This is a genomic window from Streptococcus sp. HN38, assembly GCF_028335765.1.
In the GTDB taxonomy this organism is placed as follows: Bacteria; Bacillota; Bacilli; order Lactobacillales; family Streptococcaceae; genus Streptococcus; species Streptococcus suis_P.
In genome coordinates, this window is the sequence record NZ_CP116604.1 from 1,430,516 (window position 1) to 1,448,697 (window position 18,182).

The following is an 18,182-nucleotide window of genomic DNA, read 5'->3' on the forward strand; positions in this document are numbered from 1 at the left end:
GCCCAGCCTCTTTACAGCCCTACTCAACTGTGCGGGGGTGGGCTAACGACTCATCGAACCCTGCGGGTTACCAATTTTTGTCCCACTCCCTTATTATTTTATTGAACGTCAAATACCACTGACTTCACTTTCGTCATCGCTTCGATACTATAACGGATACCTTGAACACCTGCTCCTGAACCCTTGACACCCAAGAACGGGAAGTTATCTGGACCACGTTGGGTCTTGGCATTGATATGAACCGTACCAACTTCTAATTTAGAAGCAAAATCAAAAGCAAATGGATAGTTGCTTGTAAAGATAGAAGATTGAAGACCATACTCAGATTGGTTACACAATTCCAACATTTCATCCAATGATGAAACACGAATAATTGGAAGAACTGGTCCAAACGGTTCTTCCCAAGCAATTTCCATATCTGGTGTAACATGGTCAAGAAGGGTTGGCCAAATCAAGTTTTTCTCACGTTTGTATGGTGTCAATTCAGTTGCACCTTTTGCCTGAGCATCTCTAACCAGACCTTCAATAAATTCTGCTGATTGTTCGTCAATAACTGGCGTAATGTCCTTGTTCTCAAATGGATCACCGACAGTCAATTTCTCAACTTCTGCTTTCAACTTCGCAGCCAATTCATCAGCTACAGAATCCATAACAAGAACACGCTTAATAGCCGTACAACGTTGACCTGAATAGCTGTAGGCACCACTTACAATTTCTTTTGCAGTGTGGTCCAAATCCGCATCTTCCATAACAACTGCTGCATCCTTACCACCCAATTCAAGCATAATTGGACGAATGCCTGCTAATTTACCGACTTTTTGACCAATTGGCGTTGAACCCGTAAAGTTAATGAAGTTTACTTCTGGATGTTCAATGATGTAGTCACCAATTTCTGAACCGCGACCAGTAATGGTATTAAAGACACCCGCTGGGATACCAGCATCTGCAAAAGCTTCTGCCAACAATAGACCAGAAATTGAACCCTGCGTTGGTGGTTTAAACATTACCACGTTACCACCAATTAAAGCAGGAGCAATTTTTGAAGCAGACAAATTGACAGGATAGTTATAAGGCGCAATCGCCAATACAATACCAACCGGCTCGCGACGAACTAAAGAAACTTTTGACTTTGCAGTTGGCTCGTAGGTTCCACCCTCTAATGATGAACCATAGACACGCAAACCCTCTTCTGCAGCAAAACGAATTAAATGTGCAGAACGATCCACTTCACCGATGGAAGCCTTGAGCCCTTTCGAAACTTCTTTAGCTAAAATTTCACCGATTGCATCTTTACGTTCTTCCAAAATATTTGCTGCCTTATGCAAATATTGAGCACGTTCAAATGCTGAAAGGGCACGCCAAGCGGGCAATGCCTTTCTAGCAGCATCCATCGCCTTATCAACTTCTTCTTTTGACATAGCAGGTACTGTACCTAGTTTTTCTTGATTAATCGGTGAGTGAATCGCGATTGATTTTTCTGATCCAACCCAAGAACCGTTAATATAATTATTATACGCCTTCATTTTTTCCTCCTTTGAATATAATGTGATTATTGTAACATATTGAACCTGGTTTAGCAATAATTTTTTGAAAATTTCAAATTTTCTTTCAAAATAATTTCAATCTTCAAAGTATTTTAAGCCGTATATCTCAAAAAATATATAGTACTCAATGCTGGAGCATACAAAAAAAGTTTGAAGTAGTTTATCTACTCCAAACTTTAAATTTCTTATTAATCGAAATCAACATACTCTTTTTGAAGTTCAAGAACTTCTTCTGCCGTTGCACATTCTGTCAAGGCACGGTGAGCATATTCTTCCATCTTAGCTGTATCAAGTTTCTTCATAAGGCTACGTGTACGAAGTACAGATGTTGCACTCATAGAGAACTCATCCAAGCCCATTCCGACAAGAAGTGGAACAGCTTGTTGATCACCAGCCATCTCACCACACATACCAGCCCATTTACCTTCTGCGTGTGCAGCCTTGATAACATTGTTGATCAAGCGAAGGATTGATGGGTTATATGGTTGGTAGAGGTATGAAACTTGTTCGTTCATACGGTCAGCAGCCATTGTGTACTGGATAAGGTCGTTTGTACCGATTGAGAAGAAGTCAACTTCTTTAGCAAATTGGTCTGCAAGCATTGCTGCTGCAGGGATTTCAATCATGATACCAACTTGGATATCATCCGCAACTGCTACACCTTCTGCCAACAAGTTGGCCTTTTCTTCTTCAAGGATTGCTTTTGCTGCACGGAATTCTGTCAACAAGGCAACCATTGGGAACATGATACGAAGTTTACCATGAACTGATGAACGAAGAAGGGCACGCAACTGCGTACGGAACATTTGGTTACCAGTCTCAGAGATAGAGATACGAAGGGCACGGAAACCAAGGAATGGATTCATTTCGTGTGGAAGATCGAAGTAAGGAAGTTCCTTATCACCACCAATATCCATTGTACGAACCACAACAGGCTTGCCGTTCATACCTTCAAGAACAGCCTTGTAAGCTTCGTATTGCTCGTCTTCTGTTGGGAAGTCTTGTGAGTCCATGTACAAGAATTCTGTACGGTAAAGACCAACAGCTTCTGCACCGTTATCATTTACACCTTCAACGTCTTTCGGTGTACCGATATTTGCTGCCAATTCAAAGTGTTTGCCATCAGCTGTAACAGTTTGAGCATCTTTCAAAAGTGCCCACTCAGCTTTTTGTTTAGCATAGGCTTCCCCAGCTGCTTTAAATTCTGCAATCACTTCTTCAGAAGGGTTGATAACAACCTCACCTGTGATACCGTTAACAGCGAGTACATCGCCATCTTTAACGATTTCAGTAATGTTATTTGTCCCCAAAACAGCAGCAATTTCAAGTGTACGAGCCATGATAGCTGAGTGGCTTGTACGACCACCGATGTTTGTTACAAAGGCTTTTACAAACTGTTTGTTCAATTGTGCTGTATCTGAAGGTGTCAAGTCATGTGCGATAACGATTGACTCTTCATCAATTGTCGCAGGGTTTGGCAAACGAACGCCAAGCAAGTGAGCTAGGACACGTTTTGCAACGTCGCGGATATCTGCTGCACGCTCTTGCATGTATGGGTTATCTTCCATACCTTCAAAAATAGCGATGAACATATCCGTTACTTCTTTCAAACCAGTCTCAGCGTTTGTTTTCTTAGCACGAATAGTTTCCTTAATTTGACCAATCATTTCTGGGTCAGCAAGAACCATCAAGTGCGCATCAAATACGGCTGCGGCCTCTTCACCTAGGCTAGCTACTGCGTTCTCACGAATAAGAGAAAGCTCGTTTTGAGATGCTGCAAGAGCTGCATCCAAACGAGCTTCTTCTGCATTTGTATCTTCAACTGTAACAGTTTCGAAGGACAAATCTGGCTGAACGAGTAGATATGCCTTAGCAACAGCAACACCATCTGATGCTGCGATTCCTTTAAGCATTTCTGTCATATTCTTATGCCAATCCTTCTTTTTCCATTGTTTCAGTGATAGCTGCGATTGCGTCGTCAGCATCAGCACCTTCAGCAGAGATTGTTACGTCAGCACCTTGACCAACACCAAGACTCATAACACCCATGATAGATTTAAGGTTAACTGATTTATCTTTGTAGTTCAAAGTGATGTCTGAAGCGAATTTGCTAGCAGTTTGAACAAGCAAAGTTGCTGGACGTGCGTGAATACCTGTTTCTGCCACAATGTGGAAATCTTTTGAAGCCATATTTGGATTCTCCTTTGTTTTTTCAAAAATTGTAGGTTAGCAAATGATAACCCTTACAAAGGACATTATACCACTTTTTGAAATCATTTTCAAGATTTTTTTACCTTTCTTTCATGTTTCCGTCATAAAAAGAGAGGTTCTTTTTACTTTTTCTTCATTATAGAATCTATTAGAACTTCTGAAAATTGACTAGTAGATTGATGAGCAACGTCCAAAATTTTAGCAAAATCAAGCGTAACATTTTTATTTATAAAAGCGCCTTCCAAGACCTGAATAATTAAAGCAGCTGCTTCTTTCCAGCCTATATATTCCAACATCATACAAGCCGAAAGCAAGAGGGAACATGGATTAGCCAGATCCTTTCCTGCAATATCAGGAGCAGTTCCATGTGTCGCTTCAAAGATAGCATGACCTGTCTGATAATTAATGTTAGCACCCGGTGAGATGCCTATTCCTCCGACCTGAGCCGCAAGAGCATCTGATGCATAATCTCCATTTAGATTTGTAAGAGCAACCACCTGGAAGTTTTCCGGTGCCAATAAAATCTGCTGCAGAAAGTTATCCGCAATAATGTCATTTACTACCAAAGTCCCCTCTGCAAGTTCTGTAGCAAATTCTTCTTTCGCCAATTCATAACCCCACTTGCGGAAACCGCCTTCTGTAAACTTTTGAATATTTCCCTTATGAACCAAGGTCACCATCTTCAATTGATGTTCTAGGGCATATTCTATTGCAGAGCGAATGAGGCGTTTACTCCCTTCTTCCGAAATCGGTTTGATACCAATACTTGAAGATTCTGGAAAACGGATATTTACCACTCCCATTTCTTCTTGTAAAAAGGAAATGACTTTGGCAACTTCATCTGAACCAGCCTCCCATTCAATACCTGCATAAATATCTTCTGTATTTTCACGAAAAATAGTAATATCCGTCTTTTCAGGCTCTTTCAGCGGACTTGGCACTCCCTTAAAATAGCGAATCGGACGCACACAGGCATACAAATCTAATTCTTGACGAAGTGCAACATTAAGAGAACGATGACCTTTCCCAATCGGCGTCCCCAAGGGACCTTTGATTGCAACCAGATGCTCACGGATTATTTCCAGTGTCTCACTCGGCAAAGAAGTTCCCGTTAATTCATAAGCCTTTTCTCCTGCAAAAACCTCCCTCCACTGAATAGAACGTTGACCTGCATAGGCTTTTTTCACTGCAGCATCAATAACTTTTTGACTGACTGACCAAATATCCCTGCCAATACCATCTCCTTCAATATAGGGAATAACGGGACAATCTGGGACAATTAACCGCCCCTCTCTCATCAGGATTTTTTCTGCCATATTTACCTCTTTCCAATCGGGATGTAAACCAAATTCCTACCACCTAAGTAGGAAGAGCGCGGACGAATCAATTTATTATTTTTCCGTTGTTCCTGGACATGTGCAATCCACCCCGCCATACGGCTCATTGCAAAAATCAATGTAAAAATATCACTATCAATACCTAGCACATGGTAAACTGTCGCCGAATAGAAGTCTACGTTTGGAATTAAACCTTTTTTGTTTTTAATAAAGCTCTCTACTTCCTCTGACAATCTATAAAACGCTTCATCGTCTGTTCCGAATGTCAAATCACGCGCCATCTCCTTCAAATACTCTTGACGAGGATCAACCGTTTTATAGACTCGATGACCAAATCCCATAATTTTTTCCTTCGAATCCAGCTTCTTCTGCAAATATCTCTCGGTATCACCACTCTCGCGAATAGCCAACAACATGTCAAACACTCGTTCATTTGCACCACCATGCAATGAGCCTTTCAGAGTCCCAATTGCCGTGGTGACACAAGAATATAAATCCGTTAACGTTGATGCCGTGACACGCGCAGCAAAAGTAGACGCATTCAATTCATGATCAGCATGAAGCACCAAAGCTTTGTTAAACGCTTTGATTTGTAAATCACTCGGCTCCTCACCATTCAGCATATAAAGAAAATTCGCCGCAAACCCCAGATCAGACCGCGGTTCAATTGGAACCAATCCACGTCTCAAACGAGCAAATGTTGCAATAATCGTCGGAACCTTGGCCATAATCTGAATAGATTGTTCATACAATGCTTCTAACGAATTCTCTTCAGCGTGTACATTATATACTCCAAGGAGAGATACAGTCGAACGCAACACGCTCATAGGATGCAAATGTCGCCGTGATTGAATCAGAATACATTGCTCTACCGCATCTGAAATCGCATATTCTTTTCGCAGACTTTTCTCAAAATAATTTAATTCAATCTGAGTTGGCAAATGCAGGTTCCACAGAAGATAGATGACTTCCTCAAAAGAAGCGTTATTCTCCATCAATTCAGCAATGTCATACCCTGCATAGGACAAGCGGTCATTTTCAATTGCACTGATTCGCGTATCACAGGCAATCGCATCTTTTAACCCATTCGTTTCTGTCATACCTTTCCTCCTAATTTCTTTCTTACTACCATAGGTAAAATACCTCCGTGGCGATAATAACGAATATCTGCTTCTGCATCAAACCGCACCAGAGCTTGAAACTCCTTTTTAACATTGTCTGTTTGCGCATGGACTGTTACAATTTGACCAACACCGACATCTTCTGGCAAGTCGATTGTATAGCTTTCATGTCCAGTCAAGCCAAGACTTTCTGCCGACTGACCTTCTAAAAATTGTAAAGGAAGAACACCCATCATCACTAAGTTTGAACGGTGAATCCGCTCAAATGACTCAGCAAGAACAGCCTTCACACCAAGTAAACTTGAACCTTTGGCTGCCCAATCACGGCTTGACCCCATCCCATAGTCTTTACCAGCAATAACAATACTACCGACACCAGCTTCCTTATATCTCATGGCTGCATCATAGATAGGAAGAATCTCATCGCCAACTCTTGTCCAACCACCAATTTTTCCATCTGCCAGCTCATTCTTTATACGAATATTTGCAAAAGTCCCACGCATCATGACTTCGTGATTTCCACGACGACTTCCATAAGAATTAAAATCCTTATAAACAATGCCATTCTCTTCGAGATAACGAGCTGCAGGACTCAATCGTGCAATATTCCCTGCCGGGGAAATATGATCTGTCGTTACAGAATCGCCAAATTTTGCCAAAACAGATAAATTTTCCAGTGGTTTTATGGATAAATCTGCCTGCATGTTGTCAAAATAGGGCGGATTTTGAATATAGGTAGAAGATGAATTCCAATTGTAATTCTTATCCGTTTTTGTTTCAATCGCATTCCAAGCCTGACTATCTGTAAATACCTGTTGGTATTCTTCCTTATAAAGGTCACGAGTCACATAACGCTCAATGTAGTCATCTACCTCCTCACGACTTGGCATAATGTCCGCAAGGTAGACAGCTTGTTGCTTCTCATCATATCCCAGCGGATCCCTTGTTAAATCTACATTCATATTTCCCGCAATAGCATAGGCAACAACAAGCGGTGGGCTCGCTAAGAAATTAGCTTTTACCAATGGATTAATCCGTCCTTCAAAGTTACGATTTCCAGATAATACCGCAGAAACCAATAAATCTTCTTCCTTAATCGCCTCCGCTATTTCAGGACGCAGATCACCTGAGTTACCGATACAAGTTGTACAACCATAACCAACCAAATTGAACCCTAAAGCATCTAGATAGGTCTGCAAACCTGATTTTTTCAAATAGCCAGTCACTACTTTTGAGCCTGGTGCCAATGACGTCTTGACCGTCTTAGAAACTGCCAAACCTTTTTCTACCGCATTTTTTGCCAGTAATCCTGCTGCCAAAAGGACATACGGATTGGAGGTATTTGTACACGAGGTAATCGCCGCAATAGCAACATGACCTGTTTGAATTTGCTCATCTCCTTCAACATACTTAACCGCGGCTGTTTTATCTAACTCTGCTTCCTCCAAACCAAATCCACGCACACCTACTTCACGTATTAAACTAGCCTGAAACTCTGCTTTTGCATCTGTTAATTCTATCAAATCCTGTGGTCTTTTAGGACCAGAAATAGATGGGACTACTGTTGATAAATCCAATTCTAAAACCTTGCTATAAGACGGAAAACGTTCAGCATCATAGAATAAATAATTAGCCTTAGCATAGGCTTCTGTCAACTCTACGTGCTCCTCCGAACGGTTGGTCAATCTCATATAATGTAAAGTTTCTCCATCAATCGGGAAATAGCCACAAGTCGCACCGTATTCTGGAGCCATATTGGAAACAGTTGCTCGATCCGCTAATGTAAGAGAAGATAAACCTGGTCCAAAGAATTCGACAAACTTCCCAACTACATTTTCCTGACGTAGAAGTTGAGTGACCTTAAGCGCCAAATCCGTTGCAGTGGCAACCTTAGGCAATTGCCCAGCTAGGCGAACACCAATCACCTCAGGAACGGGAAAATAGGATGCTTCACCCAACATTGCAGCTTCCGCCTCAATACCACCTACACCCCAACCAAGTACACCAATACCGTTAATCATGGTCGTATGACTGTCTGTACCAAACATAGAATCTGGATAAAGCAAACCATCCTTGTTGATAATAACATCGCTTAGAAATTCAATGTTTACCTGATGGATAATTCCTGTTGCTGGAGGCACAGCGCGATAATTTTCAAAGGAATTCTCTGCCCATTTCAGAAATTCATAGCGCTCATTATTTCTTTCGAACTCTAAGGCAATATTTTTCTCCAGAGCATCTTCAGTCCCAAAAAAATCAACTTGAACAGAGTGGTCGATGACTAAATCCACTGGAATTTCCGGGTTAATCAATTCAGGGTTTCCACCTGCTTTCACCACCGCATCACGCATGGAGGCCAAATCTACCACAACAGGAACACCTGTAAAATCTTGCAAAATAACACGACTAGGTTTAAAAGGAATTTCTCCTTTAGGAGATGCAGCCTGATAATGAAGCAACTCCATTATGTGATTTTTTGTAACATCCACACCATCTTCTTTTCTTAAAAGACTCTCTAATAAAATACGAATAGTATAGGGAAGTGATTGAATATCCACTTTTTCTTCCATTGAAATCGAATCCAATGCATAATATGAATATTCTTTCCCTTTATGAAACAAGCGTTTTCTATGTGATTTTTCCATATTTTATAACCTCTTTCGACATTATTAAATAGTATAGTACAAAAGCTAATATATATTCAATACATATATCACTATAAATGTTACATTTTATAACACTGCATGTTTCCTTCAAAACATTATGACATTTGTAAAAAAGCTGATTTATACTTTACCGAGAGATTGTTAGGGTTATCAAACCAAATAGAAACAGCTATGTAAACGCTATTTTTCAACTTGGCATCATTGGACGTATGTACAATATATGGTGTCTTGTAAAAATATTATGCACTATATTTTGTGATTTTAAATAAACTTCCTTCTTGACTTTGACCCCAAAATCTAGTATCCTAGATTGGTAACAAAATTGGGATTTTCTATTAATCCCTCATGGACAAAGGAGAAATTGAATGGTAACGATCTATTCAAAAAATAATTGTGTACAGTGTAAAATGACCAAGAAATTCTTGGATCAACATAGTGTAGATTATAAAGAAATCAATCTAGATGAACAGCCTGAATTTATCGATCACGTAAAAGGGCTCGGTTTCTCAGCTGCACCTGTTATCGAAACTGAAAATGATGTTTTCTCAGGTTTTCAACCAGGAAAACTAAAAGCCTTGGTTTAACTCCCTACTGTTTATAGAAAGAGATTGCGACTATGAGTTTGAAAGAATTAGGCGATGTGTCCTACTTCCGTTTGAATAACGAAATCAACCGTCCTGTCAACGGACAAATCCCTCTCCACAAGGACAAAGAGGCTGTCAAGGCTTTCTTTAAGGAAAACGTCCTTCCAAATACCAAGCAATTCGATAGTATTTTAGATAAGATTGCCTACTTAGTAGAAGAAAACTATCTTGAAAAAGAATTTTTAGACCAGTATAGCCCAGAATTTATCATCAAAATCGATCAATTCTTGAAAGATCAAAACTTCCGTTTCAAGTCTTTCATGGCAGCCTACAAGTTTTACAACCAGTATGCCCTTAAAACCAACGACGGTGCCTACTACTTGGAGAGCATGGAAGACCGTGTTCTCTTCAATGCCTTGTATTTTGCTGAGGGCGACGAAGAATTAGCACTAAACCTGGCCAACGAAATGATTCATTTGCGTTACCAGCCTGCTACTCCTTCCTTCCTCAACGCAGGCCGTGCCCGTCGTGGTGAGTTGGTATCGTGTTTCCTCATTCAAGTCACTGACGATATGAACTCGATTGGACGTTCTATCAACTCTGCTCTGCAATTGTCCCGTATCGGTGGTGGTGTTGGTATCTCCCTCAGCAACCTGCGTGAGGCAGGTGCACCAATCAAGGGCTACGAGGGAGCAGCATCTGGTGTCGTTCCTGTTATGAAACTCTTCGAAGACAGCTTCTCCTATTCTAACCAGCTTGGGCAACGCCAAGGGGCTGGTGTCGTTTATCTTGATGTTTTCCACCCAGATATTATTTCCTTCCTTTCGACTAAGAAAGAAAATGCCGATGAGAAAGTTCGTGTGAAGACCTTATCACTCGGTATTACCGTTCCTGATAAATTCTACGAATTGGCACGTAAAAACGAAGATATGTACCTCTTCAGCCCATACTCAGTTGAGTTGGAATACGGTGTCCCTTACAGCTACCTTGACATCACAGAAAAATACGATGAATTGGTAGCAAACCCACGCATTCGTAAGACAAAAATCAAGGCACGTGACCTAGAAACTGAAATTTCTAAACTTCAACAGGAATCTGGCTATCCTTATGTTATCAACATCGATACAGCTAACCGTAGCAATCCTGTTGACGGCAAGATTATCATGTCTAACCTCTGTTCAGAAATTCTTCAAGTACAAACTCCAAGCGTCATCAATGATTCTCAGGAATACTTGACCATGGGTACGGATGTGTCATGTAACCTTGGCTCAACCAACATTGTCAACTTGATGAAATCGCCTGATTTTGGACGCTCTGTTCGTACAATGACACGCGCTTTGACCTACGTAACGGACCATTCGCACATTTCTGCGGTACCGTCTATCGAAGCAGGAAATGAACGTGCTCATTCTATCGGTCTTGGTGCTATGGGACTTCATTCTTACTTGGCTCAGAACTTGATTGATTACGGTTCAAAAACTGCCGTAGAATTTACCAACATCTACTTCATGCTCCTTAACTACTGGACCTTGGTAGAATCAAATAACATTGCCCGCGAACGCAAGGCAACCTTCCATAATTTTGACAAATCAAAATACGCAGACGGCACTTATTTCGATAAATACGTGACTGGTGACTACCAACCACAATCTGACCGTGTCAAAGAACTCTTTGAAGGTATTTTCATTCCAAGTGGACAAGATTGGGCGGAGCTTCGTGAAAAAGTAATGGCAGATGGTCTCTATCATCAAAACCGTCTAGCTGTTGCACCAAACGGTTCTATCAGCTACATCAACGACGTTTCTGCTTCAATTCACCCAATCACACAACGGATTGAAGAACGCCAAGAGAAGAAAATCGGTAAAATCTACTATCCAGCAGCTGGTTTGGCAACTGAAACTATTCCATTCTACAAGTCTGCCTATGACATGGATATGCGCAAGGTCATTGATGTCTACGCTGCTGCAACAGAACACGTTGACCAAGGGTTGTCACTCACTCTTTTCCTTCGCAGTGAGCTCCCAAAAGAACTCTATGAATGGAAAAAAGAGAACAAACAAACTACACGTGACCTCTCTATCCTTCGTAACTACGCCTTCAACAAAGGTATCAAGTCTATCTACTACATTCGTACCTTTACCGATGACGGCGAAGAAGTCGGCGCAAACCAATGTGAGAGTTGTGTGATCTAAGATGTGAGGGCGTTTCAACAGTCTGGGGGACTGTTGAAAGTTGGAAATGAGAAACCGCAGAGGTGTCTTGCATCTCAAAGGGATTTATCTTTTTTGCCAAGTCCTTAGCCCGAACTCGATTTTGACGTAGCAAGCTTAGCTGTTGGCAAGCCAACTAGCTAAGCTACGCCAACCGCTATATGCGGATTGGCTAGCTACCTTACTAACTTCGAAACTGAAGAAATATCGTCTTCAGTTTCTACGTGTCGCAATACACCAATACCAAAGCATCTAATGAATGAACGGTACTGACCATATAGTCAGTACCTAAGTGGCTTACTACCTCGAAAAGTCGTTAAGTTCGAACGACTTTTCTCAGGTCGTAACTTTCACAAGTTTAGCTGTTGATAAATCAACTAGCTAATCTAAGCTAACCGCTATAAGCGGATTAGCTAGCTACCTTACGACACTGTCGTTCACGATGTGAAGCAACTAATAAGCGATCGATTAAAATCCCTTTTAGGGGATTTTTTTACAGGCTACTATCTATTTGTGATATAATATTTGAAGTATAAGAAAAAGAAAGAGAATATGATGGAAACCTACTACAAAGCCATAAACTGGAACGCCATTGAGGATGTGATTGACAAGTCAACTTGGGAAAAGTTGACCGAGCAATTCTGGCTCGATACACGTATCCCATTATCAAACGACTTGGATGACTGGCGTAAACTTACTGCTGAAGAAAAAGACCTAGTTGGTAAGGTCTTTGGTGGATTAACTCTCTTGGATACTCTACAATCTGAAACAGGTGTCCAAGCCCTCCGCAACGATATTCGTACACCGCACGAAGAAGCTGTTTACAACAACATCCAATTCATGGAGTCAGTCCATGCCAAGTCTTACTCTTCTATCTTCTCAACCTTGAATACCAAGTCTGAGATTGAAGACATCTTTGAATGGACCAACAGCAACGAATACTTGCAACGCAAGGCAAAGATTATCAATGAAATCTACGAAACAGGTACACCACTTGAGAAGAAAGTTGCCAGCGTATTCCTAGAAACCTTCCTCTTCTACTCTGGTTTCTTCACGCCACTCTACTACCTTGGTAACAACAAGCTGGCCAACGTTGCAGAAATCATCAAGCTGATCATCCGTGACGAGTCTGTGCATGGTACCTACATCGGTTACAAGTTCCAGCTTGGTTTCAATGAATTGTCCGAGGAAGAACAAGATAAACTCCGTGACTGGATGTACGACCTGCTCTACCAACTTTACGAAAATGAAGAAGGCTACACACGCTCCCTCTATGACGCAGTCGGCTGGACTGAGGAAGTCTTGACTTTCCTTCGTTACAATGCCAACAAGGCCCTCATGAACTTGGGTCAGGATCCACTCTTCCCAGATTCAGCAGATGATGTCAACCCAATCATCATGAACGGTATCTCAACCGGTACATCTAACCACGACTTCTTCTCTCAAGTCGGTAACGGCTATCTTCTTGGTGAAGTGGAAGCTATGCAGGACGATGATTATCTTTACGGTTTATAATCAAAAAAAGCAGTTCAATCTGAGCTGCTTATTTTTTATACTAAAAATACAATCATCAAATAAGAAATACCGTTGTTGAGCATATGTAGCGCAATCGGATAACGAATATCACGTTTGATCAGATAGAGCCAACCTAGATTGAGTCCCATCGTGAAATAAATCAAAAATTGGGGAAGCGTTGCTGGCATATGGACCAGACTAAATAAAGACCCCGTTACAAGTAGATAGATTCCAACAGCCTTCATATCTGCCATTTTAGGGAAGAAATAGGTCGCAAAAAATCCACGGAAAATCAATTCTTCCAAAATTGGAGCAAAAATCACTACTGAGCTAAATGCAATCAAGGGATAAGCTGATACGAATTCGATCACAAGCTTTTGATTTTCACTTTCTGGGACTGGTACAACAAATTGGAAGATAAAAAATGCAATATAGAGTAATATCGGCCATTGAATCTTATGGAACCATGAAGCCGTCACACGATAGTCAACAGAATGACGTGGATAGATATACTTCCATAACAGAATAATGAGCGCAATGGAGAGAACAAGAGCAATTATCGCACAAATCCAAATTGTACTGTCAATCAACTGGGTAGGTATGTCTTGTATGCTTTGTAAAGTTGGTCCTACCATGAGAAAACCTGAAGCAATTTGATAGGCAACAAAGTATAGAAATAGTAATGCGATGTGTTTGATAAATTTTAACATAATCCCTCCCTAAAAGCTCAAGTCAACAATATTATCGACTCGTACCAACTTGGTTTCAAGCTCCCCATTCGCTAATTCACGAGAAATTTTAACCCATTCCTCATCAACTGCCAAAATGGTGTATTCATAAGTGATAGAAAATTCCTCATCAAAGCGGATTTTAGCCTTACTTCCGACCAATTCTTTCAATAAAACGGACATCTGATTTTCTCCTTTTGTAGTTTTCTGCAACTTTTTTACCCTAGCTTGCAACTGCTTCAATTTTTTCCTATCTGATAAAGAATTGAAAAATAGAAATCCCACTAGAATCCATAAGAATAGTTCCATATTTTTCTCCTATATCAAGCCCAGACTTTGCATCAGTAGCATCAACAAAAATCCAAGAAGATTATTGAGACTGTGTAGAATAAGTGCATTGGTATATTTGCCAGAAATACGATAGGCGAGTCCCAGGACCAGGCCCATACCTCCGTAGACAACCCAAGATCCGATATTGGTCGGATTGTGAATAAGTCCAAACAGAAAACTCGATAGCAACAATCCAACATTCGAATCCTTACCAAAGACTCTTCCCATGAGAATACCACGGAAAATCAATTCTTCAAGGACTGGAGCAAAAAGTACAGCAAAGAGAAACAAGAGCAAGACTGGCAGACCAGAGTTATTGATGATTTCCTGATTGGCAGTTGTTTGACCATAGCCCTCTTCCAGCATAATCAATTGCCCACCAATTATTTTCAGACCAAACATAACGATAAAGGCGAGGGCTACAAAACCAACATTCGCACCCATCCCCCACTTCTGCTCACCTTTCCACAGACCTAATTTACCAGTCAAGATAAGACCAAGCAATACAGCAAGCAATATGAGCGCTGCAGCAATCAGTAGGTTAGTCCTATCAAAATTTGGTAGGGTAAACACAGCCATCTGGGTCAATACATTCAGTGCAACGACAACCAGTCCCACTAAGAGAAACTTCCAATTTTTAACCACATTCCAATCTTTGACACTTCCAAGTCTATTCATAGCAATCTCCTTCACATACACTAAGTCAGTTTTCATTACTTTCTTTTTCGATCAATAGCAGAGCAGGCAAGCCCAAAACCATCGGCAAGAGGATATTCAGGGTTGACACATCAATTTGACCAGTAGCCAGCCACTCTCCGAAAATATAGCCAACTGCGTAGAGACCAAGACCGATTAATAGGACAAGATAAATTTTCATAAAGACTTTCATGAGTTGACCTCCATCTAAACTAAATAAGTTTGATTTTCTTACGGTTAACAATATAGAAACTAAGGAATCCAACAAGAGTCAGCAGGACAACTGTCATGGGCGTGACAAACTGAAAATACTCCGCTGCAGAGGTACCACTTTCTTGTGGGATATGAAACTGCCAAAGGCCAATACTAACTAGCAGACTGTAGACAGCAATCTGTAGGGTTTGATACAGAGTTCGTTTCATCATTTTCTTCCGAGCCATTTTTACATCATCCTTGGCAACAAACAATTTATCCAGACCCAACTTTTTGATAATGGCGTCCTGTTTGAATTGAGAATAAACCAATGTCAAGAAGAGGCTGATTCCCATGACATCTTCTCCCAGCGCAAAGCTAACTAGGAAGCTGACCAGTGTCACTGTCATAAAGAGCATATACATATTATTGCCGAAATTGGTCAAGGCCGCATAAGACACCTCGTCTAACTCACCAACAATATCATAGAAATATCGAATTGCTCGAATATGTAGATTTTCCTTTTTCATAGCTATCACCTAAAACTCTTTCAAAAATCCTTATTTAAAATAACGACGAACCATGCGAACCTGCATGACATTGATGTAAATGTGAAGAAAGGCAACAACTAGAAAGGCTGTAATTTGTCGTTCCTGCAATAGCATGCTAACTACAAATAGGAATAGATACAAACCTGGTAACACAATTTGATTAAGAGTAAAAACAATCTGGAAACTCATTTCGTAGTTGGCTTGCTTCTCACCTTCGTCCATTGCCTCAGCAAAGTCCTTCAACTCTTTTACCGTAGCAAATGCAGACAACTTATATTCACGAATTTTCTGAGTTAATTTCATGATAAAAATCTGAGAAATGAGAAGAATGACATAGAAAACTGCATCAAATATTGACCCGTACATGAGTGCCCCCTTTTCTAAGAAGGTAACTCCAAAACCTAATCCTAAATTTAAAAGAGTCAATGACGCAGCAACATTGAAAGATATGTTCGCGTATTCTAGGTTACGAAACATTTTCATATATGTCTCATCAACACGTTCTTCATCCTCATCTGAAATAGAATGGTAAAGTTTATGAGTTTGATTAGCCTTAAGAATAAAATATACGGTTCCAGCGAAAATGACAAAAGTAACGATACGCAAACAAAATAGAAAGTTATCTAGATTGATAAAAGGCGGTAATCCAAACTTAGAAATCAATACTCCAAAAAAGCCATAAAATGCACCGAAAATTGCTCCTAAAACCAAATAGGTAAGATTCCTCATCCATCTTTGTTTTGTTGAAATTTGTTTCCCCTGTTTCATTCTTCTACCTCCACTAATTGAAAAACATTCTCCACATTTTCGTTAAAAATTTGAGCAATTCGCATGGCAATGACCACCGAGGGCGTGTATTCTCCCCGCTCTATCAGACTAATGGTCTGCCGTGATACTTCTGCTAATTTTGCCAACTCAGTCTGGTTGAGGCTATCTCGTGCCCGCAACTCCTTGAGCCGATTTTTTAAGACATATTCCATGTTGTTTCCTTTCTAGGCTTGGTAGATAATCAAGCTCTTTTCTGTTACAGCTACTTCTACCGCCACCTCTTTGAATTTTGCCATCAGTAAATATGTATAATAGAAATCACCAATACAAGCCACTGAATGCATGGTTGCTAGAATCTGATAAGCCCCTTTATCAAGCCAACCAAACATTGCAGATGCTGTCAACCCCAAACTAATAAGAACGAAGGGGGCAAGGGCAATTACAACTGTTTGGAAACGATTATAAAGGGAGTTGGGACTGATTGCATAAGCCATCCCTGTTTTCCATTTAATTCCATATTTGACTGGATTTTTGGGAAAAAAAATTTTAAAAAACAGTCCATGAATCCATTCATGCATGATAATAAGCAATAGAAAAACAAATAGTGCTTCTATAAATTGCAACTCATTCATGACATTTTGAAACTCAACTTTTGAAGCTATGAATCCAAATAGCCAATAGAACGGAAACACTAATAAAACTGTAGTTACGTATAACCTAGCTCAAACTCAATAAACCTAGAGCCACTCCAATCAATAATCCGACAACACAGGCTCCTGCAATCATAATCGCTGCCATATCTGCTGAAATGTATCGTTTCATGGTCTATCTCCTTCTACTTATTTCCTTTTTTCTCCATTTGTAAACTTGCTTCGATACAAGCAATTGAAGCAATTATAGTAGTCATTAGAGCTGTATCCATATCGCTCCATCCCAGCAAATCAGAAAGAAGAATGTAAGCCAATAACAGAATGGACCCTATTTCGACTGCACGCGCAACGGTTGTTCCTGTAATCATAAAGGGTTGTTTCATTTGGTGACTCCTTATCTGTTCATCGTATTAGATGAATCCTTTTGATTTTTATCTTGATATCATTGTAACACTTCTTTTTCTTTTTGACAAGTATCTTTGTCAAAAAAATAATAATTTTTGTCAAAAAGTTTATGAATGTTGTCAAATTGACTAGAATGCCATACAAAAAACTCTTCTACCCAAAGGATAAAAGAGTTCATTTGTTATTCCAAGTGATCTGTACCAGCTTGCATTCTTTCTTCACCCCACCAGTAAGGCATGAGTTCGCCTAATGTGATGGTTTCTCGTTTGTCAAAATCAACCATGATTTCTGTCTGTGCATTCTCAGCCGACAGTTGCATCAAAAATTCACGGCAAGCTCCGCAAGGCATTCCTGAACCTTCTCCAAAGGGAGCTTGATCTCGAAAAGCAATAATGCGTTTTATCGCTGTCTGACCACTATCCTGAAACATATTAAAGGCAGCTGCTCTCTCTGCACAAAGATGAAATACACCTGCTGTTGCCTCAAAGCAATAACCGGTGTAAATTTGTCCATCTTCTGCCTCAATTGCAGCAACAACATGGTTTGAATAAATAAAAGGCGAAACATAATGTGGCGCATAATGACCTTTTGCTTTCTCATACATCTCTTGCCAAATATCTTTGATGTGTTCCATACGTACTCCTCATTTTAGAATAGAAAGATATCCCCTTGCT

The 18,182-nt window shown here is 40.4% G+C and carries 19 protein-coding genes; 3 read left to right on the forward strand and 16 right to left on the reverse strand.

From position 1 onward, the window contains the following. Positions 1 to 98: 98 nt before the first annotated feature. The 6 genes from PHA78_RS06865 to acnA all read right to left on the reverse strand — a co-directional run bounded on the left by PHA78_RS06865 (position 99) and on the right by acnA (position 8,858). Entirely contained in the window at positions 99 to 1,523 is a 1,425-nt protein-coding gene (locus tag PHA78_RS06865) for an NADP-dependent glyceraldehyde-3-phosphate dehydrogenase (protein WP_105182346.1), read from the reverse strand. Positions 1,524 to 1,732: 209 nt separating this feature from the next. After that, positions 1,733 to 3,466, reverse strand: coding sequence for a phosphoenolpyruvate--protein phosphotransferase (gene ptsP / locus PHA78_RS06870; protein WP_029173463.1), 1,734 nt, complete (start codon positions 3,464 to 3,466; stop codon positions 1,733 to 1,735). A 4-nt stretch (positions 3,467 to 3,470) separates the two neighbouring features. Next, positions 3,471 to 3,734 carry a phosphocarrier protein HPr gene (locus PHA78_RS06875; protein ID WP_024378446.1) on the reverse strand — a complete coding sequence of 88 codons (264 nt, stop codon included), beginning with the start codon at positions 3,732 to 3,734 and terminating at the stop codon, positions 3,471 to 3,473. A gap of 143 nt (positions 3,735 to 3,877) precedes the next feature. Further along, positions 3,878 to 5,071: an NADP-dependent isocitrate dehydrogenase gene (icd, locus tag PHA78_RS06880; protein ID WP_029188104.1), complete on the reverse strand. Its 1,194-nt coding sequence runs from the start codon at positions 5,069 to 5,071 to the stop codon at positions 3,878 to 3,880. Positions 5,072 to 5,073: 2 nt separating this feature from the next. Next, positions 5,074 to 6,192 carry a citrate synthase gene (locus PHA78_RS06885; RefSeq protein WP_004299076.1) on the reverse strand — a complete coding sequence of 373 codons (1,119 nt, stop codon included), beginning with the start codon at positions 6,190 to 6,192 and terminating at the stop codon, positions 5,074 to 5,076. Beyond that, on the reverse strand, positions 6,189 to 8,858 hold the full coding sequence (gene acnA / locus PHA78_RS06890) for an aconitate hydratase AcnA (RefSeq protein WP_207560228.1): 2,670 nt from the start codon (positions 8,856 to 8,858) through the stop codon (positions 6,189 to 6,191). The genes PHA78_RS06885 and acnA overlap by 4 nt, the downstream gene beginning before the upstream one ends. A gap of 386 nt (positions 8,859 to 9,244) precedes the next feature. Between acnA and nrdH the strand changes: the two genes are divergently transcribed. The 3 genes from nrdH (at position 9,245) to nrdF (ending at position 13,188) form a co-directional block, all read left to right on the forward strand. Further along, positions 9,245 to 9,463: a glutaredoxin-like protein NrdH gene (gene nrdH / locus PHA78_RS06895; RefSeq protein WP_099806896.1), complete on the forward strand. Its 219-nt coding sequence runs from the start codon at positions 9,245 to 9,247 to the stop codon at positions 9,461 to 9,463. A 32-nt stretch (positions 9,464 to 9,495) separates the two neighbouring features. After that, complete coding sequence (nrdE, locus tag PHA78_RS06900; RefSeq protein ID WP_029188106.1) at positions 9,496 to 11,655, forward strand: class 1b ribonucleoside-diphosphate reductase subunit alpha; 2,160 nt, start codon at positions 9,496 to 9,498, stop codon at positions 11,653 to 11,655. 573 nt (positions 11,656 to 12,228) lie between these two features. After that, complete coding sequence (nrdF, locus tag PHA78_RS06905) at positions 12,229 to 13,188, forward strand: class 1b ribonucleoside-diphosphate reductase subunit beta (RefSeq protein ID WP_004299066.1); 960 nt, start codon at positions 12,229 to 12,231, stop codon at positions 13,186 to 13,188. Between the two features lie 35 nt (positions 13,189 to 13,223). Here the strand turns inward: nrdF and PHA78_RS06910 are convergent, their stop codons facing one another. From PHA78_RS06910 to PHA78_RS06955, 10 genes are all read right to left on the reverse strand, one after another. After that, entirely contained in the window at positions 13,224 to 13,898 is a 675-nt protein-coding gene (locus PHA78_RS06910; RefSeq protein WP_099806898.1) for a CPBP family intramembrane glutamic endopeptidase, read from the reverse strand. A 9-nt stretch (positions 13,899 to 13,907) separates the two neighbouring features. Then, positions 13,908 to 14,225, reverse strand: a complete 318-nt coding sequence (locus PHA78_RS06915) for a hypothetical protein (RefSeq protein WP_044766200.1) — start codon at positions 14,223 to 14,225, stop codon at positions 13,908 to 13,910. Between the two features lie 9 nt (positions 14,226 to 14,234). Next, entirely contained in the window at positions 14,235 to 14,924 is a 690-nt protein-coding gene (locus PHA78_RS06920) for a CPBP family intramembrane glutamic endopeptidase (protein WP_099806899.1), read from the reverse strand. Between the two features lie 25 nt (positions 14,925 to 14,949). After that, positions 14,950 to 15,135 carry a hypothetical protein gene (locus tag PHA78_RS06925; protein ID WP_024409815.1) on the reverse strand — a complete coding sequence of 62 codons (186 nt, stop codon included), beginning with the start codon at positions 15,133 to 15,135 and terminating at the stop codon, positions 14,950 to 14,952. Between the two features lie 19 nt (positions 15,136 to 15,154). After that, positions 15,155 to 15,664: a DUF3278 domain-containing protein gene (locus PHA78_RS06930; RefSeq protein ID WP_024377249.1), complete on the reverse strand. Its 510-nt coding sequence runs from the start codon at positions 15,662 to 15,664 to the stop codon at positions 15,155 to 15,157. A 30-nt stretch (positions 15,665 to 15,694) separates the two neighbouring features. Beyond that, on the reverse strand, positions 15,695 to 16,453 hold the full coding sequence (locus tag PHA78_RS06935) for a DUF3169 family protein (RefSeq protein WP_024377248.1): 759 nt from the start codon (positions 16,451 to 16,453) through the stop codon (positions 15,695 to 15,697). Beyond that, positions 16,450 to 16,665, reverse strand: a complete 216-nt coding sequence (locus tag PHA78_RS06940; protein WP_004299042.1) for a helix-turn-helix transcriptional regulator — start codon at positions 16,663 to 16,665, stop codon at positions 16,450 to 16,452. Before PHA78_RS06940 ends, PHA78_RS06935 begins: the two co-directional genes overlap by 4 nt. Before the next feature lie 12 nt (positions 16,666 to 16,677). Continuing rightward, positions 16,678 to 17,085, reverse strand: a complete 408-nt coding sequence (locus PHA78_RS06945) for a DUF3267 domain-containing protein (RefSeq protein WP_024377247.1) — start codon at positions 17,083 to 17,085, stop codon at positions 16,678 to 16,680. A gap of 203 nt (positions 17,086 to 17,288) precedes the next feature. Next, entirely contained in the window at positions 17,289 to 17,486 is a 198-nt protein-coding gene (locus PHA78_RS06950) for a hypothetical protein (protein ID WP_024377246.1), read from the reverse strand. Between the two features lie 203 nt (positions 17,487 to 17,689). Beyond that, entirely contained in the window at positions 17,690 to 18,142 is a 453-nt protein-coding gene (locus PHA78_RS06955; protein ID WP_029876125.1) for a cytidine deaminase family protein, read from the reverse strand. Between the last annotated feature and the right edge of the window lie 40 nt (positions 18,143 to 18,182).